The 21,135-nt window shown below is 57.1% G+C and carries 19 protein-coding genes; 15 read left to right on the top strand and 4 right to left on the bottom strand.

The window, feature by feature from the left end:
- Positions 1 to 60 precede the first annotated feature (60 nt).
- The 11 genes from leuC (at position 61) to accD (ending at position 12,317) form a co-directional block, all read left to right on the top strand.
- A complete protein-coding gene (gene leuC, locus PHQ58_RS10630; RefSeq protein WP_300110916.1) occupies positions 61 to 1,509 on the top strand; it encodes a 3-isopropylmalate dehydratase large subunit in 1,449 nt (482 codons plus the stop codon).
- Between the two features lie 18 nt (positions 1,510 to 1,527).
- Entirely contained in the window at positions 1,528 to 1,659 is a 132-nt protein-coding gene (locus tag PHQ58_RS10625; protein WP_300110914.1) for an entericidin A/B family lipoprotein, read from the top strand.
- Positions 1,660 to 1,668: 9 nt separating this feature from the next.
- Positions 1,669 to 2,319, top strand: coding sequence for a 3-isopropylmalate dehydratase small subunit (leuD, locus tag PHQ58_RS10620; RefSeq protein WP_300110912.1), 651 nt, complete (start codon positions 1,669 to 1,671; stop codon positions 2,317 to 2,319).
- A gap of 85 nt (positions 2,320 to 2,404) precedes the next feature.
- A complete protein-coding gene (gene leuB, locus PHQ58_RS10615; protein ID WP_300110910.1) occupies positions 2,405 to 3,490 on the top strand; it encodes a 3-isopropylmalate dehydrogenase in 1,086 nt (361 codons plus the stop codon).
- Positions 3,491 to 3,556: 66 nt separating this feature from the next.
- The gene (gene asd / locus PHQ58_RS10610; protein ID WP_300110908.1) at positions 3,557 to 4,693 is read left to right on the top strand and encodes an aspartate-semialdehyde dehydrogenase; all 1,137 of its coding nucleotides are present in this window, start codon (positions 3,557 to 3,559) and stop codon (positions 4,691 to 4,693) included.
- Between the two features lie 241 nt (positions 4,694 to 4,934).
- Positions 4,935 to 7,589: a FimV/HubP family polar landmark protein gene (locus PHQ58_RS10605; protein WP_367187303.1), complete on the top strand. Its 2,655-nt coding sequence runs from the start codon at positions 4,935 to 4,937 to the stop codon at positions 7,587 to 7,589.
- Positions 7,590 to 7,625: 36 nt separating this feature from the next.
- Positions 7,626 to 8,408 (top strand): tRNA pseudouridine(38-40) synthase TruA, encoded by a 783-nt coding sequence (truA, locus tag PHQ58_RS10600; protein ID WP_300111058.1) that lies wholly within the window; start codon positions 7,626 to 7,628, stop codon positions 8,406 to 8,408.
- Positions 8,405 to 9,127, top strand: a complete 723-nt coding sequence (locus PHQ58_RS10595; protein WP_300110907.1) for a phosphoribosylanthranilate isomerase — start codon at positions 8,405 to 8,407, stop codon at positions 9,125 to 9,127. Before truA ends, PHQ58_RS10595 begins: the two co-directional genes overlap by 4 nt.
- A 106-nt stretch (positions 9,128 to 9,233) precedes the next feature.
- Positions 9,234 to 10,559, top strand: a complete 1,326-nt coding sequence (gene trpB / locus PHQ58_RS10590) for a tryptophan synthase subunit beta (RefSeq protein ID WP_300110905.1) — start codon at positions 9,234 to 9,236, stop codon at positions 10,557 to 10,559.
- Positions 10,556 to 11,407, top strand: a complete 852-nt coding sequence (gene trpA / locus PHQ58_RS10585; RefSeq protein ID WP_300110903.1) for a tryptophan synthase subunit alpha — start codon at positions 10,556 to 10,558, stop codon at positions 11,405 to 11,407. Before trpB ends, trpA begins: the two co-directional genes overlap by 4 nt.
- A 37-nt stretch (positions 11,408 to 11,444) precedes the next feature.
- Positions 11,445 to 12,317 carry an acetyl-CoA carboxylase, carboxyltransferase subunit beta gene (accD, locus tag PHQ58_RS10580; RefSeq protein WP_300110901.1) on the top strand — a complete coding sequence of 291 codons (873 nt, stop codon included), beginning with the start codon at positions 11,445 to 11,447 and terminating at the stop codon, positions 12,315 to 12,317.
- Between the two features lie 22 nt (positions 12,318 to 12,339).
- Here accD and PHQ58_RS10575 read toward each other — a convergent pair whose 3' ends face one another.
- Positions 12,340 to 13,635 (bottom strand): aminotransferase class I/II-fold pyridoxal phosphate-dependent enzyme, encoded by a 1,296-nt coding sequence (locus PHQ58_RS10575; protein WP_300110899.1) that lies wholly within the window; start codon positions 13,633 to 13,635, stop codon positions 12,340 to 12,342.
- Between the two features lie 90 nt (positions 13,636 to 13,725).
- On the bottom strand, positions 13,726 to 14,292 hold the full coding sequence (locus PHQ58_RS10570; RefSeq protein ID WP_300110897.1) for a YggT family protein: 567 nt from the start codon (positions 14,290 to 14,292) through the stop codon (positions 13,726 to 13,728).
- Between the two features lie 190 nt (positions 14,293 to 14,482).
- Here PHQ58_RS10570 and lysS point away from each other — a divergent pair, with 190 nt between their 5' ends.
- Positions 14,483 to 16,036, top strand: a complete 1,554-nt coding sequence (lysS, locus tag PHQ58_RS10565) for a lysine--tRNA ligase (protein WP_300110896.1) — start codon at positions 14,483 to 14,485, stop codon at positions 16,034 to 16,036.
- Positions 16,037 to 16,106: 70 nt separating this feature from the next.
- Entirely contained in the window at positions 16,107 to 16,628 is a 522-nt protein-coding gene (locus PHQ58_RS10560) for a YgjP-like metallopeptidase domain-containing protein (RefSeq protein ID WP_300110894.1), read from the top strand.
- Between the two features lie 229 nt (positions 16,629 to 16,857).
- Here PHQ58_RS10560 and PHQ58_RS10555 read toward each other — a convergent pair whose 3' ends face one another.
- The gene (locus tag PHQ58_RS10555) at positions 16,858 to 17,886 is read right to left on the bottom strand and encodes a porin (protein ID WP_300110892.1); all 1,029 of its coding nucleotides are present in this window, start codon (positions 17,884 to 17,886) and stop codon (positions 16,858 to 16,860) included.
- A 91-nt stretch (positions 17,887 to 17,977) separates the two neighbouring features.
- Here PHQ58_RS10555 and PHQ58_RS10550 point away from each other — a divergent pair, with 91 nt between their 5' ends.
- Positions 17,978 to 18,244, top strand: coding sequence for a hypothetical protein (locus PHQ58_RS10550; RefSeq protein WP_300110890.1), 267 nt, complete (start codon positions 17,978 to 17,980; stop codon positions 18,242 to 18,244).
- Here the strand turns inward: PHQ58_RS10550 and PHQ58_RS10545 are convergent.
- Positions 18,229 to 19,248 (bottom strand): porin, encoded by a 1,020-nt coding sequence (locus tag PHQ58_RS10545; RefSeq protein WP_300110888.1) that lies wholly within the window; start codon positions 19,246 to 19,248, stop codon positions 18,229 to 18,231. The genes PHQ58_RS10550 and PHQ58_RS10545 overlap by 16 nt on opposite strands.
- A gap of 436 nt (positions 19,249 to 19,684) precedes the next feature.
- On the opposite strand from PHQ58_RS10545, the gene PHQ58_RS10540 reads away from it, so the two are divergent.
- Complete coding sequence (locus PHQ58_RS10540) at positions 19,685 to 21,040, top strand: porin (protein WP_300110887.1); 1,356 nt, start codon at positions 19,685 to 19,687, stop codon at positions 21,038 to 21,040.
- Positions 21,041 to 21,135: the final 95 nt, after the last annotated feature.

The raw sequence follows: 21,135 nt of genomic DNA, 5'->3' as shown, positions 1-21,135 counted from the left end.
TTTGTAATCTCGGTTGATCGCAGCGCCGTTTAAAATCTTCGGCTTACCAAAGGAACCACGATGGGACGCACCCTTTACGACAAACTCTGGGACGAACATGTCGTCCACACTGAAGACGATGGCACCGCCCTGCTCTACATTGACCGCCATCTGGTGCATGAAGTCACCAGCCCGCAAGCGTTTGAGGGACTTCGCCAAACACAGCGAAAAGTGTGGCGCATCAGTTCCATTGTGGCCACTGCAGACCACAACACCCCCACCACCGGTTGGGAACTTGGATATGACGGCATCACTGACCCCACCAGCAAAGAGCAATTGCTGACGCTCGATGCGAACATCAAGGAATACGGCGCTGCGGCGTATTTCCCCTTCATGTCACGCCGCCAAGGCATCGTGCATGTCATCGGCCCAGAAAACGGTGCCACTCTGCCCGGCATGACGGTTGTTTGTGGTGACTCCCACACCTCCACGCACGGTGCATTTGGCGCACTGGCCCACGGCATTGGCACCAGCGAGGTCGAACATGTCATGGCCACGCAAACCCTGCTGGCCAAAAAAGCAAAAAACATGCTGATCCGGGTCGAAGGTGTGTCACCGCGCGGTTGTGGTGGCAAAGACATCGTGCTGGCCATCATTGGCAAAATCGGCACAGCCGGGGGCACCGGCTATACCATCGAATTTGGCGGTGCTGCGATTCGTGCACTCAGTATGGAGGGCCGCATGACGGTTTGCAACATGGCCATTGAAGCCGGTGCACGCGCGGGCTTGGTGGCGGTGGATGAAAAAACCATTCAGTATGTCAAAGGTCGCCCTTTGGCTCCTGGCTTCAATGCCCCCAATGAACCCGCTGCAGTCGTGGAATGGGATCAGGCCGTGGCTTACTGGAAGACCCTGCACTCCGACTCTGACGCACACTTTGACGCTGTCATCGACATTGATGCGTCTCAACTGGTGCCGCAAGTCACCTGGGGCACCTCACCCGAAATGGTGTTGGGCATCAATGACCGAGTACCTGACCCAGACCGAGAAAAAGATGCCAACAAGCGCGGCGCGATTGAGCGTGCGCTCCAATACATGGCACTGGAGCCTGGTAAAGCACTGAACGACCTGTATGTCGACAAAGTGTTCATTGGCTCATGCACCAACAGCCGCATTGAAGACATGCGCGAAGCCGCCGCCGTAGTAAAAACTTTGGGCCGAAAAATCGCGCCCAACATCCGTTTGGCCATGGTCGTTCCAGGTTCCGGCTTGGTCAAAGAACAGGCCGAACGCGAAGGCTTGCACGAAATTTTCCGCGCTGCAGGTTTTGAGTGGCGTGAGCCCGGTTGTTCCATGTGCCTGGCCATGAACGCCGACCGGCTTGAACCGGGGGAGCGTTGTGCGTCCACCAGCAACCGCAACTTTGAAGGTCGACAAGGCGCTGGCGGCCGCACCCATCTGGTCAGTCCGGCCATGGCGGCGGCGGCAGCCATCCACGGCCATTTTGTCGATGTCAGAAAATTTGTCTGAGCCTCACAGGAGCGTTTCATGAAATCAATTGCTGCATTGCTCCTGGTTGCCAGTCTGTCAGCACTGATGGGCTGCAACACGGTCAAAGGCGTGGGCCAGGACCTGCAAAAAGCAGGTTCTGCCATTGAAGGCACTGTCAAGAAAAATTAGGTCCTCACCATGCAAAAATTTACCTTACTCAAAGGCTTGGTCGCCCCAATGGACCGGGAAAACGTCGACACCGACGCCATCATTCCCAAGCAATTTCTGAAGTCCATTCGCAAGACTGGTTTTGGTCAAAACCTGTTTGATGAATGGCGTTACCTGGATGCCGGCTACCCGGGGCAAGACCCTCAAAGCCGTAAGCCCAACCCTGACTTTGTATTGAACCAACCGCGCTACCTTGGGGCATCTATTTTGTTGGCACGCAGAAATTTTGGCTGCGGTTCGTCGCGTGAACATGCGCCCTGGGCGCTTGATCAGTTTGGCTTTCGCGCCATCATTGCCCCAAGTTATGCCGACATTTTTTTCAACAACAGTTTCAAGAACGGTTTGTTGCCGATTGTTTTGCCAGAGACGCAGGTGGCCAAGTTATTTGATGAATTGGCTGCTTTTCCGGGCTACAGCTTGACCATTGACCTGGAACGCCAAGTCGTCGTCAAACCCAGTGGCGATGAACTGCCATTTGAAGTGCAAGCCTTTCGCAAATACTGCCTACTCAACGGCTTGGACGACATTGGCCTGACCTTGCGCCATGCCGACAAGATCAAGGCCTTTGAGGCTGAACGTTTGGCACAAAAACCGTGGCTAGCCCACTCCATGATTGCGTAGACAGCTATCATTTATATGATCTGATCGGGCGTAAACCCACGGCAATCCGTGCGCCAGCCCGGTCCCCACACTTTGGAAAATCACCATGAAAATTGCAGTTTTGCCCGGTGACGGGATTGGTCCGGAGATCGTTGCAGAAGCGGTCAAGGTGCTCCATACCCTGGGCTTGACGTTCGAGCTGGAAACCGCATTGGTCGGCGGTGCGGCCTACGAGGCCCACGGCCATCCCCTGCCAGAGTCGACTTTGAAACTGGCCAAAGAGGCCGATGCCGTGCTGTTTGGCGCGGTGGGCGACTGGAAGTACGACACCCTTGACCGGCCCTTGCGCCCCGAACAAGCCATTTTGGGTCTGCGCAAGCACCTCGGGCTGTTTGCCAACTTTCGCCCGGCCATTTGTTATGAACAATTGGTCGACGCCTCCAGCCTGAAGCCTGAGCTGATTGCCGGTCTGGACATCTTGATCGTGCGCGAGTTGACGGGGGACATTTACTTTGGCCAACCACGTGGCCGCCGCATCGCGGTGGATGGTCACTTCCCCGGTGCGGAAGAAGCGTTCGACACCATGCGTTACAGCCGCCCAGAGATCGAACGCATCGCCCACGTGGCGTTTCAAGCGGCCCGCAAACGCAAGGCAGCGGGTTCTGAAGGCCGAGTCACCAGCGTGGACAAAGCCAACGTGCTGGAAACCTTCCAGTTCTGGAAAGACGTGGTCACTGAGGTTGGCCTGCAATACCCGGACATCGCGCTTGACCATATGTATGTGGACAACGCGGCCATGCAACTGGTGCGCGCACCCAAAAAGTTTGACGTCGTCGTTACCGGCAACCTGTTTGGCGACATCTTGAGCGATGAAGCATCCATGCTCACCGGCTCCATCGGCATGCTGCCTTCAGCCTCCATGAACGCCAACAACCAGGGTTTGTTTGAGCCCAGCCATGGCAGCGCACCAGACATCGCTGGCAAAGGCATTGCCAACCCGTTGGCCACGATTTTGAGCGCCGCCATGATGCTGCGCTTCAGCCTGAACCAGCCCGAAGCCGCCGACCGCATCGAGGCCGCTGTCAAAGCCGTCTTGGCCCAAGGCCTGCGCACAGCCGATATTTTCAGTGAAGGCACGACGCGCGTCAGCACCCGTGAAATGGGCGACGCCGTGGCAAAAGCCATCAAGTAGTGGCTAGGTTGTTGTGATCCAAGTAGGCAGGTAAGAATTGATTCAATCATTTAAAAGGTGAACAGGATGAAAGTAGGAAATTTGGTGGGTTTGGTTGGTTGGCGTGGCATGGTGGGCTCGGTGCTGATCGACCGCATGCAGGCAGAAGGCGACTTCGCTCTGATTGAGCCAATCTTCTTTTCCACATCCAACGCAGGCGGCAAAGCACCAGCGCTCGCCAAAAACGAAACCACCCTGCAGGACGCCTTCAACATTGAGGCCCTCAAACGCTGCGACATCATCATCAGCGCGCAAGGCGGCGACTACACCACCGAAGTGTTCCCCAAGCTGCGCGCTGCTGGCTGGGCTGGCCACTGGATCGACGCGGCATCCACCCTGCGCATGGAAAAAGACGCGGTCATCATTCTTGACCCGGTGAACATGCCCGTGATCCAAAGTGCCTTGGCCAAGGGTGGCAACAACTGGGTCGGTGGCAACTGCACCGTGAGTTGCATGCTGATGGGTGTGGGTGCGCTGTACAAGGCCGGGTTGGTTGAATGGATGAGCACCCAGACCTACCAGGCAGCCAGTGGTGGTGGCGCGCAGCACATGCGCGAGTTGCTGACCCAGTACGGCACCCTGAATGCCGAAGTTAAAGCGCTGCTGGACGATCCCAAAAGCGCCATTCTGGAAATCGACCGCAAGGTGATCGCCAAGCAACGCGCCTTGACCGCTACCGAGACCGCCAATTTTGGTGTCCCACTGGGCGGCTCTCTGATTCCCTGGATTGACAAAGACCTGGGCAACGGCATGAGCAAGGAAGAGTGGAAAGGCATGGCTGAAACCAACAAGATCCTCGGCATGGGCGAAGGTTTCAGTTCAGCCGCCATTCCCGTAGACGGGTTCTGCGTGCGCGTGGGGGCCATGCGTTGCCACAGCCAAGCCCTGACCTTCAAGCTCAAAAAAGACGTGCCGGTGGCCGATATTGAGGCCATGATTGCCGCGGACAACCCATGGGCCAAAGTGGTGCCCAATAACCGCGAAGCCACCATGCGCGACCTGACCCCCGTTGCCGTTACTGGCACCATGAACATTCCGGTCGGCCGCATCCGCAAACTGGCCATGGGGCCGGACTATGTGGGCGCGTTCACCATTGGCGACCAACTGCTGTGGGGGGCTGCGGAACCACTGCGCCGCATGCTGCGGATTTTGCTGCAGGCATAGTCTGTATTGACTCGCCCTAGCGGCCTGTCACCCTCTTTGATTGGGGTGTCAGGCCGTTGTCGTTCTACAACATAGAATTGCGACTTTGTGGCGTCAAAGAAGATCGTATCAAGTTCACCAGCTGTCTTAACTTGTCAAGCTAAGCCGTTGCTGCTATGGTACTTTTAATTATTTCAAGATACCGGCCCATCGCGCCAAATGCAGCCCGCTTACCGTCGGCCGCCAAACAGGAGTTGACAAATTGATTGCTAAATCTCACCGATGGCAACTGACCGCCGTGGCGGCAGCTGCGCTCATGGGTTTGTGGGGCACTTCAGCGAACGCTTTGTCTTTGGGACGGGTGAATGTGCAGTCATCGCTGGGTGAACCCCTCAGGGCTGAAATTGAGATTTTGGACATCAACGCCGAAGAGGCCGCGACGCTCAACGCTCGGGTCGCACCACCAGACGCCTTCAGGGCCGCAGGCTTGGACTACAACGCCGCCATGTCCAGCTTGCAAGCCACTTTGCAGCGTCGCAGCAATGGCCACGCCTACCTCAAGCTCAGCAGCGAGCGGGCCATCAATGAGCCTTTTGTCGACATGATTCTTGAGGCCAGCTGGAGCACGGGGCGCATCGTGCGCGACTACACCATGCTGTTTGACCCGCCAGGTTTGCGCAACTCAGCCACCACTGCCATCGCACCGGCGCAAGCGCCAGCACCGCAGCCCGTGCCTGCGCCCGCGCGCGCTCTGCCCCCACCCATCAGGCCCGAGGCCACACCGCCCCGAGCGCCAAGCCCGGCAGCCGCAGTCAAGCCCGCCCCGGCATCCAAGCCCCAGACCCAACAGCCCGACACAGACAAGCAGCAAGTCAGCGTCAAGACCGGCGACACCGCAGGGCGCATTGCCGCCAACAACAAACCCGCCAACGTCTCACTCGACCAAATGCTCGTGGCTTTGTTACGCAGCAACCCGGATGCGTTCATTGGTGACAACGTGAATCGGATCAAGGCGGGGGCAGTCGTCACGCTGCCCACCGAAACCGAGGCGACAGCGACCAGCACCACACAAGCCAGCCAAATCATCTTTGCCCAAAGCCAGGACTTCAATGCGTTCCGTCGCAAATTGGCCAGCAGTGCCCCCACCACCCAAGTGACACCAACCAGCCGGGCAGTGAGCGGCAAACTTGAAGCCAAGGTTGAGGACAAAAAACCAAGCGCTGCAACACCTGACAAGCTGACCTTGTCCAAAGGTGCCGTCACCGACAAAGCCAGCGAAGACCAGCTGGCACAAGCCCGCAACGCCAAGGAAACAGCCAACCGGGCCGCCGAACTGGCCAAGAATCTTCAAGACTTGAACAAGATCGCAGCCGCCTCAAGTGCGGGTGCGGCCGCCTCTGAACCCAAGCCCGCCCAGGTCACCCTGCCTGTGCCAGTGGCACAGCCTGAAGCGCCAGCTGCATCCGCGACAGCTGCTGCCTCAGCATCTTTGGCAGCCAGCGCAGCCGTGGCAGCATCCGCTGCAGCAGTCGCCTCTGCGCCTGTGCTGGCGCCGGCGTCAGCCCCTGCCAAAGCTGCTTCAGCGGCCAAACCTGTCGAACCGGTGGCTGCTGAGGAACCCGGCTTTGTGAACACCCTGATGGAAGACCCGCTGTTGCCCGGGGGCGCCTTGGGGCTGGTTGCCTTGCTGGTTGGCTTTGGCTTCTACAAAGCCAGACAGCGCAAGAAAGCCCAGGCGCAGGACAGCGCTTTTGGCGAAAGCCGGCTGCAACCCGAGTCCTTTTTTGGCAACAGCGGTGGCCAAAATGTGGACACCAACAACTCGGTCACTGGCTCGTCGATGATTTATTCACCCAGTCAGCTTGAAGCGGTCGATGACGTCGACCCCGTAGCCGAAGCCGACGTGTATTTGGCATATGGCCGTGATCTGCAAGCCGAAGAAATATTAAAGGATGCCCTGCGCACCCGCCCTGAACGCCTCGCCATTCATCAAAAATTGCTTGAAATTTATGCCAAGCGCCGTGATGCCAAGGCCTTCGAAGCCATCGCCACACTGGCCTTCAACTTAACCAATGGCATGGGGCAAGACTGGGAGCAAATTTGCGAAAAAGGCCTGACCATCGACCCAGATAACGCGCTCTACCTGCCTGGCGGCCAGCCGTTTGCGGAAGTTGGCAGCACCACACGCCCGGCCGGCCTGGACTCGGTCCTTCCCGATGCGCAGACCGATCAGAAAGACCAGCGCACCGAGCCCATGCCTCTGACCGAAGGCAATACCGACCTGGACTTAGACCTTGACTTTTCGCTGGATGAGCCAGATTTGCCTGATCTGCCGGAAATTGAGTCAGCAGCGCCAAATCTGACAGCGCCTGCTGCCACCGAGCCGGCGCCTTTGACCCTGCCAGATGACTTTGCCTGGACCATGCCGGAGCCCATTGAACCGGTCGAGCCAATTGAAACGGCTGAAGCAGAAGAACCCGCCGCGCCTGAGTCAGCGCACATGCAGCTCGACTACACCGGTTTGAGCGACGACACGCTCAACAGCAACGATGACTTTGACAAAACCCAAGTGCTCAACGTGCCCGCTGCTGCTGACAAGCCAGCCGCCGATTCCGGCCTGATGGAATTTGACCTGGGCTCACTCGCGCTTGATTTCAGCAGCACCAAACCCGGCGAATTTGTCACCCCCGACGACGCCTCCAGTGGACTCCTGCCCGACTTGGATGAGGGTCCCATCACACTGGCTGGCGCCTTCCCTGAGGCCTCCGGTGACCCGCTTGAAACCAAACTGGCGCTGGCCGAAGAATTCAAGGCCATTGGTGACGATGACGGCGCACGGGCCCTGATTGAAGAAGTCATCGCTGAGGCCACTGGCGAGATGAAAGCCAAAGCGCAACTCGCGCTCAAGCAGCTTTGACGCGCCCCACGGATGGCCGCTGACGGGCAAAACCGCGTGAGGCTGGCGCTGGGCATCAGCTACCACGGTGGTCATTACCAAGGCTGGCAAAGCCAACTCTCCCGGCAAACGGTGCAAGACCAGCTGGAAAAGGCGCTGGGCGAGTTTGCAGCGCACCGCGTCTCCACACTGTGCGCCGGGCGAACCGACGCTGGTGTGCATGGCCTCATGCAAGTGGTCCACTTTGACACCCCGGTCAACCGCCCTGAAGCTTCCTGGGTACGCGGGCCCAACGCCTTGCTACCACGCGACATAGCCGTGCAATGGGCCAAACAGGTACCGGCCGAATTCCATTGCCGTGCCAGCGCCTTGTCGCGCCGCTACGCCTACAGCTTGCTGGCGTCACCGGTGCGCCCCAGCATTGACCAAGGCCGAGTGGGCTGGGTGCACCGGCCTTTGAACCTTGAACTGATGCAACAGGCCGCCGCGCTGCTGGTGGGCGAGCACGATTTCACCTCGTTTCGCGCCAGCGCCTGCCAAGCCTTGTCACCGGTAAAGACCCTGACGCGCATCGCCATCAGCCGCCGGGGTGCTTATTGGCGCTTTGAATTTGAAGCCAACTCGTTTCTGCACCACATGATCCGCAACCTGATGGGCTGCCTGCTGCTGGTGGGTGACCAACGCCGCCCGCCTGAATGGGTCACTGACGTCTTGGCCGCACGCAACCGCGATGCAGCGGCCCCCACGTTTTCACCCGACGGCCTGTACTTTTTGGGCCCGCGGTATGCGGCGCATTGGGGCTTGCCCGACCAAACCCCACTTTTTGACGCACTTCCATGACGCAAACCCCTGCCCCGACCCAGCCTGGCTTGCTGCGCACCCGCATCAAAATCTGCGGCCTGACCCGTGAATCGGATGTGGATGCCGCCGTGGCGGCGGGCGTGGATGCCATTGGTTTTGTGCTGTATGAAAAAAGTCCGCGCCATGTGTCGGTCCAGCGCGCGGCAGAATTGGCCCACCGGCTGCCGCCCTTCTGTACACCAGTGTTACTGTTCGTCAACGAAGAAACTTCAAAAATAATAGCTGCTTGTGCAAGCGTGGCGGGGGCTATAGCCCAATTTCATGGTGATGAATCACCCCAGGCCTGCTGGCAGGCGAGCGAGCTGGGCAAGCGCCCGTATTTGCGGGCCGCGCGAATTCCCTTGGGTGACGCCGGCGTCGGCTTTGATCTCTTAAAATTTGCCCAAGATTATTCACAGGCTCAAGCCATTTTGCTCGACGCACAAGTTGACGGGTACGGTGGTGGCGGGCACGCATTCAATTGGTCACTGCTGCCTCCAAACGTCAACGCTCACCTCGTCTTGAGTGGTGGGCTGAACGCTGCCAACGTGATCGATGGCATCACAAGCGTGCGCCCGCGCTGCAAAACACTCAGCGTTGACATCAGCTCGGGGGTTGAGGTGTCTGGCCAAAAAGGCATCAAGGACCCGGCAAAAATACAAGCGTTTGTGGCAGCGGTTCGCCAGGCAGACCGTGATCACGCAGGCCTTGCAAAATAGACCACAACAAGGCGGTAGCGACACCAGCCCCGCCCTCAAAATTTAAGAGAAATTGGCTTCTAGCCCTTTATATATAAGCGCGAGTAGCTATCAATTTAATATTATTATGTTTAACTACCAACAACCCGATCCACGTGGCCACTTTGGCATATACGGCGGCAGTTTTGCCTCTGAAACGCTGACCCACGCCATCAACGAGCTCAAGGCCGCCTACTCAAAATACCAGTTCGACCCCGAATTTGTCGCTGAATTCAATTACGAACTGGCACATTTTGTCGGCCGCCCATCGCCCGTGTACCACGCGGCGCGCATGAGCCGCGAGCAAGGGGGCGCGCAAATCTTCCTCAAGCGCGAAGACCTCAACCACACTGGTGCGCACAAAATCAACAACACCATTGGCCAGGCCATGCTGGCCAAACGCATGGGCAAACCGCGCGTGATTGCCGAAACCGGCGCCGGCCAGCACGGCGTGGCCACCGCCACCATTTGCGCCCGTTACGGCATGGAATGTGTGGTCTACATGGGCAGTGAAGACGTCAAGCGCCAAAGCCCCAACGTGTACCGCATGAAGCTGCTGGGCGCCACCGTGGTGCCCGTCACCAGCGGCAGCCGCACGCTGAAAGACGCGCTCAATGAAGCCATGCGCGACTGGGTCGCCAACGTCGACAACACCTTCTACATCATCGGCACCGTGGCCGGCCCGCACCCCTACCCGATGATGGTGCGCGATTTTCAGAGCGTCATTGGCAAGGAATGCCTGGTGCAAATGCCGGAGATGCTGGCAAGCGCTGGCTGCACCACTGAGCAGCCTGACGTGGTGGTGGCTTGCGTGGGCGGCGGCAGCAATGCCATGGGCATTTTTCACCCCTACATCGCGCATGAAGCCACGCAACTGATTGGCGTGGAAGCGGCAGGCGAAGGCATGGACAGCGGCAAACACTCGGCCAGCATCCAGCGCGGCAGCCCCGGCGTGTTACACGGCAACCGCACTTATGTACTGCAAGACGACAACGGCCAGGTAACCGAGACGCACAGCATCAGCGCCGGGCTGGACTACCCTGGCGTGGGCCCCGAGCACGCGTTTTTGAACGACATTGGCCGCGCCCAATACGTCGGCATCACCGACAAGGAAGCGTTGGAAGCGTTCCACTACCTGTGCCGCACCGAGGGCATCATCCCCGCGTTGGAATCCAGCCATGCCGTGGCCTACGCCATGAAACTGGCCAAGACCATGCGCACCGACCAGTCGATTCTGGTCAACCTGTCGGGTCGCGGTGACAAAGACATTGGCACCGTGGCTGACCTGAGCCATGCCGACTTCTTCTGCCGCCCCAGCTGCCAAGGCCAATCGGTCAAAGGTGATGTACAAAATGTGCCTGTAGCCCTTATTAAACAAGCGCAAGCAGCTACAGATTCAGGAGCATACAAATGAGCCGCATTGTCGCCACCTTCTCCCACTTGAAAGCCCAGGGTCGCAAGGCGCTGATTCCGTTTGTCACGGCTGGCTTCCCGTTTGCCGATGTCACGCCTGAGCTGATGCATGCCATGGTCAAAGGTGGCGCGGACGTGATCGAACTGGGCGTGCCGTTTTCTGACCCCAGCGCCGATGGCCCGGTGATTCAAAAGGCGGGCGACAAAGCGCTGGCCTTTGGCATCGGCCTGACTCAGGTGCTGGAAATGGTACGTGTCTTTCGCACCCAAAATCAGACCACTCCAGTGGTGTTGATGGGCTACGCCAACCCGGTGGAGCGTTACAACCAAAAGCACGGTGCTACTTCATCAATAGCTGGCTACGCACAATCCACGGGAGCTACAAGCCCATTTGTTCTTGATGCTGCACAAGCGGGTGTGGACGGTGTGCTGATCGTCGACTACCCGCCTGAAGAGTGTGAAGACTTCGCCGCCGAGCTGAAAAGCCACGGCCTCGACCTGATCTTCTTGTTAGCACCCACGTCCACCGATGAGCGCATGCAGCAAGTGGCCCGCATTGCCAGTGGCTACGTGTATTACGTGTCGCTCAAAGGCGTGACCGGCTCGGGTGCGCTTGACACCGGCGCGGTCGAAGCCATGCTGCCACGCATCCGCGCCCACGTGCAATGCCCGGTGGGGGTGGGGTTTGGCATTCGCGACGCCGCCACGGCCAAGGCCATAGGCCGTGTGGCCGATGCCGTGGTGATTGGTAGCCGGCTGATTCAGTTGATTGATGACCAGCCCCGTGACCAGGTGGCGGCCACCGCTGAGGCGTTCATGCGCGAAATTCGCACCGCGCTGGATTCATAATGCACCGCCGTCAAACGAAGGCTTCTGGAGAATAAATATGAGTTGGCTAGAAAAACTGCTTCCCCCAAAAATCCAGCACACCAACCCGGAAGACCGGCGCAGTGTGCCCGGTGGCCTGTGGATCAAGTGCCCCAGTTGCGACACCGTGCTGTACAAAACTGACCTGGAACAAAACCAGAATGTTTGTCCCAGTTGCAGCCACCACCACCGCATTGGTGCGCGGGCGCGGCTCAACGTGTTTCTGGACAACGAAGGCCGTTATGAAATTGGCCAGGAAGTGTTGCCCGTGGATGCCCTTAAATTCAAGGACAGCCGCAAATACCCCGAGCGCCTGAAAGAGGCGATGGAAAACACCGGAGAAACCGATGCCTTGGTGGTCATTGGTGGCGCGGTGATGGGTGTTGGCTTAGTGGCCGCTTGTTTTGAATTTGAATTCATGGGCGGCAGCATGGGCTCGGTGGTGGGCGAGCGTTTTGTGCGCGGCGTACACACCGCCATTGAGCAAAAAGTGCCGTTTGTCTGCTTCACCGCCACCGGTGGCGCGCGCATGCAAGAAGGCTTGTTGAGCCTGATGCAAATGGCCAAAACCAATGCCTCATTGACCCATCTGGCCAAAAAAGGCCTGCCCTTTATCAGCGTGTTGACCGACCCCACCATGGGCGGCGTCAGCGCTGGTTTTGCCTTTTTGGGTGATGTAGTGATTGCCGAGCCCAAGGCCCTGATTGGTTTTGCCGGCCCCCGGGTGATTGAATCAACCGTGCGCGTGAAACTGCCTGAAGGCTTTCAACGCGCCGAGTTTTTGCAAACCAAGGGCGCGGTCGACCTGATTTGTGACCGCCGCGAACTGCGCAAAACCATTGCCAACACCTTGGCCATGCTGACGCGCCAGAGCGCCGACGCGGTCAGCTGACCGCGCCGGCATCATGGGCCGCTCAAACTGCGGCCAAGGCCTGCGTTAGGTCAGCCAGCAAGTCGTCAATGTGCTCAATGCCCACCGACAGGCGCACGGCGTCTTCCGGAATGCCAACCTTGGCCAACTCCTCGGGCGACAACTGGCGGTGCGTGGTAGATGCAGGGTGTGTGGCCAGTGACTTGGCATCGCCAATGTTGACCAAGCGCGTGAAGAGCTTGAGCGCGTCCAGAAAGGCAGCGCCTGCCACACGGCCTTGACCGGGCGCGGACTTCACCCCAAAGGTGAACAATCCCGAGGCTTTGCCGCCCAGGTATTTCTGCGCCAAGGCATAGTCCGGGTGGCTGGGCAAGCCCGCATAGCTGACCCAGGACACCTTGGGATGGTCTTGCAAAAACTGGGTGACTTTGAGCGTGTTGTCGTTGATGCGGTCCATGCGCAGCGCCAATGTCTCTATGCCTTGCAGAATCAGGAAAGCATTGAACGGCGACAACGCGGCGCCAGTATTGCGCAGCGGCACGACGCGGGCGCGGCCAATGTAGGCGGCCGGCCCAAGCGCTTCGGTGTAAACCACACCGTGGTAGCTTTGGTCGGGCTCGTTCAGGCGTTTGAACCGGGCCTTGTGCTCAGCCCATGGGAACTTGCCCGAGTCAATGATGGCGCCACCCAGGCTGTTGCCGTGGCCGCCCATGTACTTGGTGAGCGACTGCACCACGATGTCGGCCCCATGCTCAATCGGGCGCAGCAGATAGGGCGTGGCCACCGTGTTGTCCACAATCAGCGGCACACCTTGACGGTGGGCCACCTCGGCAATCGCGGCAATGTCAGTCACCCGGCCTTGTGGGTTGCTGATGGATTCAATGAACACGGCCTTGGTTTTGTCGTCAATCAAGGCCGCCAGAGCGGCCAGGTCGTTGGTGTCGACAAAACGCACGGTGATCCCAGACAGCGGGAAGGTGTGCGCAAACAGGTTGTAAGTGCCGCCATAAAGCGCGTTGCTAGCCACAATGTTGTCGCCCACTTCGGCAATGGTCTGAATGGCATACGTAACCGCTGCCGAGCCAGAGGCCAGGGCCAGTGCGGCGATGCCACCTTCGAGTGCCGCAACGCGCTGCTCCAGCACGTCGTTGGTCGGATTCATGATGCGGGTGTAAATGTTGCCTGCCACCTTCAGGTCAAACAAATCTGCGCCATGCTGGGCGCTGTCAAACGCATAGGCCACGGTTTGGTAAATCGGCACGGCCACGGCTTTGGTGGTGGGGTCCGGCGAATAGCCGGCGTGAACGGATTTGGTTTCAAATTTCCAGGATTCAGACATGGTGGGGTTCCTTTTGAATGCCATTTTTAATATAGCTGATGACGATAAAATTTAAAGGGGTTAGAGGACCAAAAAACTGATAATTCTGACTCAAAAGGCCATCAACGCCGCAGCCTGCAGGTTGCCCAGCACAATGGCGGAAATTTGCAAAATCACCAGCAGCACCAGTGGTGACAAATCAATGCCACCCACCAGCGGCAGAAAGCGGCGAATCGGCATCAGCAAGGGCGCCACCAGACGCTCGATGATGTCAGCCATAGGTGACTGGGTTTGAATCCAAGACAACACCGCAAACACAATCACCGCACCGGTCATGCCAGAAATGGTCATGCGCGCCAAGCCAAACGCCGCCAAAATCGGCACCGCAAACAACCCGCCTGAGGCACCAGCCAGCAGCCAAAGCACGCCAAACTCGGCCAACTGCAGCAAAAAAGCCGCCATCAGACTGGCGGTGTCCAAGGCCCCAATTGACGGCAACACACGCCGCAGCGGCAGCACGATCCAGTCGGTCAGGGCAAACACAAAACGCCCCAGTGGGTTGCCAGAGCGGGCCGACATGGGAATGCGTTGGTACTGCATGTAGAGGCGCAGCAGGCACACGCCGCTCAAGATGCCACAGACGATTTCAAGCAACAGGGAAACAATTTGGTACAACATGGTGGTTTAAAGCGTCAAGGCAGGCAAAACGGCGGGGTTAACGGCAGTTCAAAGGCGGGGTGAAGGATGCCCACGAATCATAGCGACACCCGGGCCATTTAAAATAGCGGGCTAAGTCAGACCGCCGCAGAAAGCCTTTTGCGCATTCTGGCACGCACACATTCCCACAGTAGCCCATTGATTGCCCCACATGTCTGAACAACTTACCGCAGCCGCACCCCAAGACGAAAATCAGTTGATCTTGGAGCGGCGCGAAAAGCTCAAGGCCCTGCGCCAAGCGCAAGCCGAGGGCAAAGGCCCGGCTTTCCCCAACGACTTCAAGCCTGCCAACCATGCCGCCGACCTGTTTGCCGCCCACGCCGGCCAAACGCCAGAAGGCCTGCTAGAGCAAGGCTCAAAAGCCAAGATTGCCGGGCGCATGATGCTCAAACGCGTCATGGGCAAGGCCAGTTTTGCCACCTTGCAAGACAGCACCGGGCGCATTCAGGTCTACATCAAGCGCGACGACATTGGCGAGGAGCTTTACAACGCCTTCAAACATTGGGACTTGGGCGACATCGTGGCCGCCGAGGGCCTGGTATTCAAGACCAAAACCGGCGAGTTGTCGATTCACGCCAGCAGCATTCGCCTGCTGACCAAAAGCCTGCGCCCGATGCCCGACAAGTTCCACGGCATGGCCGACCAAGAGGTCAAATATCGCCAGCGTTATGTCGACCTGATGACCGACGAAGAGACCAAGAAGCGCTTCATTGCCCGCAGCAAGGCCGTCAGCGGCATTCGCGAATTCATGGTGGCACACGACTTTCTGGAAGTTGAAACGCCCATGCTGCACCCGATTCCGGGCGGTGCCAATGCCAAGCCGTTCACCACCCACCACAACGCGCTGGACCAGCAAATGTTTTTGCGCATTGCGCCCGAGCTGTACCTCAAAAGGCTGATTGTGGGCGGCTTTGATCGCGTGTTCGAGATCAACCGCAGCTTTCGCAACGAAGGTATCAGCGTGCGGCACAACCCCGAATTCACCATGATGGAGTTCTACGCGGCGTATTGGGATTACCAGGATTTGATGACCTTCACCGAAGCGCTGATTCGCGATGCCGCACAGCGCGCCGTGGGCACCTTGCAATTGAGCTATGCCGGCAAGCCGGTCGACCTGGCGCAGCCCTTTGAGCGCCTGACCATCACCGAGGCCATTTGCAAATATACCGAAGCCGGCCAAATGCTTGACGACGGCTCGGGCCTGAAGGTCGACAGCGCCGATTGGCTGCGCTCCGTGTTGCCCAAGCTAGGCATCACCGAAGCCAAGCACCACATCTCCACGCGCAGCCTGCCGAGCTTGCAGGTGTTTTATTTTGAAGAAACGGTGGAAGAAAAGCTGTGGCAGCCCACCTTCATCATGGAGCACCCTACCGAAATCTCTCCGCTGGCCCGCGCCAACGACAGCCGCCCTGAAGTGACCGAGCGTTTTGAGCTCTACATCACCGGGCGCGAATTCGGCAACGGCTTTAGCGAACTGAACGATGCAGAAGAACAAGCAGCCCGCTTCCAGGCGCAGGTAACCGCTAAAGACAGCGGTGACGACGAAGCCATGTACTACGACCACGACTTCATTCGCGCGCTGGAATACGGCATGCCCCCCACCGGCGGCTGCGGCGTGGGTCTGGACCGGCTGATGATGTTGCTGACCGACAGCAGCAGCATCCGCGATGTAATTTTGTTCCCAGCCCTGCGCCGGGAAGTTTAAGACAAATAGGCCTCTATCCCTTATGGATAAAGCGTCAGTAGCTATTTAATAAATAGCTTATCAAACATCCATGGGGCCACTGAAATACCTGCAAGGCTACCCTGCGACCACACTGGCGCAGGTGGAAAGCCTGCTACAGCAAGACCGCGTGGCCGACTGGCTGCAGCAAAAATACCCACAAGCGCACACCGTTCGCACCGACCGGGCGCTGTTTGACTACGTGCAAGCGCTCAAATCAGAGTACCTGCGCGGGGCCGATCAGGTGGGCAAAGTGCTGTTTGATGCCAAGTTGCACGTCGTCAAAAACGCCCTAGGCACCCACACCACGGTGTCGCGCGTGCAAGGCAACAAGCTCAAGGCCAAGCGCGAGATCCGCATCGCCACGCTGTTCAAAACCGTGCCCGATGAGTTTCTGAAAATGATCACCGTGCATGAGTTGGCGCACCTGAAAGAGCGCGGGCATGACAAAGCGTTTTACAACTTATGCACCCACATGGCGCCCAACTACCACCAGCTCGAATTTGAGGTGCGGGTGTATTTGTCGCATTTGGAAACCTCGGGGGCGAGGCTGTGGGAGGCGGCGGCGGGGTGATTAGCTGCGTGCTGGAACTTGAATGGACGGCAAGCCTTTTCCGTTTGAATGCGAAGACCACACGGACCTCGGCAATAACCTAGGGATGAGGCATAAGGGATGAGTGGATTTGCGCTGCTACGGTTTCAAGCAAATATGCACGACGCATTGGCAAATTAAAAAACCCCGCCGGGTTGCCCAGGCGGGGTTTTTAGGTTTTAACCGTCAGCTGGCTTACGCCAGCGTCAGATTAGAACGTGTGGCGAACGCCAAGTGCGAGGGTCGAAGCTTTGGAAGTGGTGAGGGCGGCGGCGCCTGATTCCACTTCAGTGGACTTGTAGCCCGTGTACAACGTTGTACGCTTGGACAAGTCATACGTGCCGACCAGGGTGAAACCCTTGCCATTCAGCTCAGGCAAGCCAGTGCCGGTGCTATTGGAGTGGCTGTAACCAGCGGCCACAGTAGCTTTACCAAACGGAGCACTCACGCCCACTTGGTATTCTTTGTCGTCACGCGTCCCGTTCTTGGCGGTGTTGTAGCTACCAGTCAGCTTAGCAACGCCGAAGTCATAAGATGCACCGAGCAAGTTGTACTTGTTGGTGACTGTGCCAGTTGCCACAGCGGGAGCAGCAGGCGTCTGAGCTTTTTGCTCTTGGTAGCCATAGCCGACCAACAGCGGGCCAGCAGCGTACTTGATGTGCAAGCTGAGGTTTTGATCGGCGTCAACCGTTGCCGTCTTGTTTTCACCCAAGCCGATAGCCAAAGCACCGCTCACGCCGCTGAAAGCAGGGGAGTCATAACGAATGGAGTTGGAGACACGGTTGGTGTAGTCTGCAACGCCAGTTCCCCAAACGGCGGAAGTCGTTGCCAGGTTGGAGTCCCACACGTTGTTCGTTGCACCACGCAATGCATCGTAAGCGGTGTACTGACGACCCAGATTCACAGCACCGAAACCGCCAGCAAAACCGACTGTAGCTGTACGCTCGAAAATGCCTGTGTTGCCCACGCCGGTATCAAGCGCAAAACCGCTTTCCAGCTTGAAGTTGGCTGTCAGGCCGCCGCCCAGGTCTTCAGTGCCTTTCAGGCCCCAGAACGTTGTATTCAAATTGCTTTGATCGATTTTCGTTTGGGTCAACGATGCGACTGGCACTGCACCAGTAGCTTCAGTGCGGGTTTGGCCAACGCTTGCATCAAGACGGCCATACAGAGTCACAGAAGATTGGGCCATTGCGGCGCCGGAAGCAGCCAAAACGGCCAAAGCAATCAGGGATTTTTTCATTTCAAATTTCTCCAAGGTTAAACATGGGGGCCCTGAAACCAACGTGTTTCAGGACCCAGATCCAACCTCCTATTTCAGGAAGTTGTACGTATTGAAACAGATGCGAACCGTTTTAAAGCCAAACAGGGAAGAGGACCTGCGCAAACTTGGTGCATCCGTTGCAGGATTGCAACAAATTAATACAAGAAAAGGCGGCGCATACAAAGCCAACGAACACCAGCGCCTGCATGGCGAGATCAATTTGCTCGCTCTATCTAGCTATCGCGCACATAAAAAACCCCGCCAGGTTGCCCGGGCGGGGTTTTTGCTTCAAATCGTCAACTGGCTAATGCCAGCGTTTGATCAGAACTTGTGTTGAACGCCAACAGCCAGAATGCTCACCTTGTCGTCGCCAAAGCCGCCAGCGTTGGTGAATTTGTTGTCTGTATAACCACCGTACAGGAATGTACGCTTAGACAAGGTGTAAGCAGCGGCAATGCCGTAGCCTTTACGAGACTGCTCGTAGACACCAGTGGGGTTGCTGTCGTCAGACTTAGCGTAGCTGGCAGACAAAGTCAAAGCAGATGACACGGGGAAGTCAACACCAAGTTGGTACTCAGTTGCGTCGTAACCACTATTACCACCAACATTGTTCACTTTACCGTAGGTTGCCTTCAAAGCTGCAACGCCCAAATCGTAAGAACCGCCCAAACGTGTGAATTTGGCATCAGCTGAACCAGCGGCTGAATTGTCTTTGTCTTCGACTTGGTAGCCCAACTGCACTGCTACAGGGCCAGCGCCGTAGGTAACATTAAATGAGGTGGTTGCAGACGCGCTTGCTGTTGCGGTCTTGTTTTCACCCAAGCTGTAGCTGATAGCGCCAGCAAAACCACTAAAAGATGGGGTTGCGTAATAAATCGTGTTGCCAGGGTTGCCTGCATAACCGGTGCTCACAAACACCCAATTCAACGGCGCAAGCTTGGAGTCAAATACTGCATTAGATGCACCGCTCACGTCGTCATAGGCTGTCCAGACTTTACCAAGCTTGACTTCACCGAAGCCACCCGAGAAGCCAACATATGCCTCGCGAGAAAAAGCCTGGCCAGATGTGGCAGTGCCGTCATCCAATTGGAACCCTTGCTCTAGCTTGAAGTTGGCTTTCAAACCACCACCCAAGTCTTCAGAGCCCTTCATGCCCCAACGCGAGGTATTCACACCGCCGCTGTCCATCTTTGTCTGTGTCAGGCTGGTTCCAGCAACACCGTTTGTAGATTTGACACTGCCGAACCAGATGTCAGCCAAGCCATACAGGGTTACAGACGATTGTGCGAAAGATGCACCGGAAGCAGCCATTACGGCCAAAGCAATCAGACTTTTTTTCATTGAAAACTCCTAAGGTTGAAAGATATCAAAACGCCTTTTTAAGGAATCGTTTTGAAGTGGCGAATAAAACATCACAGGACTTATTTCACCATGAAGACGCGCAAATAACGCCGACAAGGTGGGTTTCTTGCCAGTTAACTGCTTTTCTTTACACGATTTGTTGCGCTGTTGCGACACTTTTGTCATAAGGGATAACCCGAGTGGGAATAGAGATATCTACCTCTGTTGTCGGAGCCTTTGATTTACAACGAGACCCCGAGCATGGATAGAAACGGCTGCAAACCGCACCAAATCAGGGAAAACCCCTGTTGGGGAAATGCCTAAAACGGTGCGCTTGATGACTACTGTGGCTTGTGGGCGTGGCTCGCTTCACGCAAAATTAGAACGGTCGTACGTTTTATTTATCCCTCTGTTTTCATCAACCTGTAACCAAATCATGATCAAACATATTTCCCCAAACACCCTGGTGATCGGTATGCGCCATGTAGCGCTGGCAAGTGCACTGTGTTGCGCCAGCTTGGCCCACGCGCAATCTGGCACAAGTGTCACGCTCTACGGCTTGGCGGACGTGGGCATCACATCCACCAGTGGCCTGAAGGCCGGCACCGTGACACAGGTCGCCAGCGGCATCATGGAAGGCTCGCGCTGGGGCATGAAGGGTTCTGAAGATTTGGGCGGCGGGTACAAGGCGATTTTTACGCTGGAAGCGCGGGTGGAGCTGGATACGGGGGCAAGCAGCAACCGGCCGATTTCTGGAACACAGTTACCTGACCGTCTGACCACAGTTACCGGGTTGAACCAAGCCAATCCAAGTTCACCGTTGTCCACAGTCAATCCCGTGGTTGCCGCTTTGGTGGCGGGTGGTGCTAGCTCGAAGGGCTTGGGTACAAATTTAGGCGTGAATCTCACCAATAATGTTTTTGACCGACAAGCCTTCATGGGTCTGATTACACCCTTCGGCGCAGTTTTGGCCGGTCGTATGTACACCCCGGCGTTTGAAACCAACTCGATGTACGACATCATGCAAACTCAGTCTGGATTGGCAGCTGGGCAAATCGTGGCCTACCCGGCTGCTTTGGAAATTCGCAATAGCAATGCTCTGGCGTACCGATTTGTAAAGGAGGGGGTCTCCGGATCGCTCATGTACGCGCCGGGTGAAGTGGCTGGTAATTCAAGTGCCGGGCGTCTACTCGGTCTGAACATGAATTACAAGACGAACACATTCTCAGTGGGCTTGGGCTATAACACCAAAAACAACGAAAACGGTGACAAATCCTTGACCAGTACTGTTTTAGGCGCCTCCATGAATGTGAGTAGCAGCAGCACCATTAGCACCATGGCCATCAAGATTACTGACGACAACCCATCCGGGTTAACAGGTGTTGGCGGATTGCTGCTTGCTGGTGCGGGCATAACTTCCAGCACACCTGGCTACTCAACAGTCTATGCACCGGCAGGACTTGCAGTGGAAAACGCCTATAAAAATGCACTCAAGCAAGACGGTACGCTGTTTCACGTTGGCTACCGTTACATCACCGGACCCAGCACGATTTCAGTGGCGTATACGAAATTTAATGACCAACGTGCCTACGATGCGGATGTCTCCTCTTATGGCGCTGCTTACACCTACGCACTGTCCAAGCGCACTGACCTGAATGCGGTGTTTGTGCATTACGACAACAAAAACACAGCCCAAGTGGCTCCTGGTGGAAATGGTTTCATCGGCGGCTACACGGCCTCTGCTGGCACCGACTCCAATGCTGTGCAACTGGGCATTCGCCACCGATTCTGATTTCAGGGCTTGCCCTGTTCGCCAAAAAGCCCCTTTATCAAGGGGCTTTTTTTGTGTTTGGCAACGCTTGGCCACCATCAAAGCAAACGCCCAAG

The sequence above is a fragment of the Rhodoferax sp. genome, from assembly GCF_028688795.1.
In the GTDB taxonomy this organism is placed as follows: domain Bacteria; phylum Pseudomonadota; class Gammaproteobacteria; order Burkholderiales; family Burkholderiaceae_C; genus Rhodoferax.
This window is presented reverse-complemented; position numbering and strand designations above follow the sequence as displayed.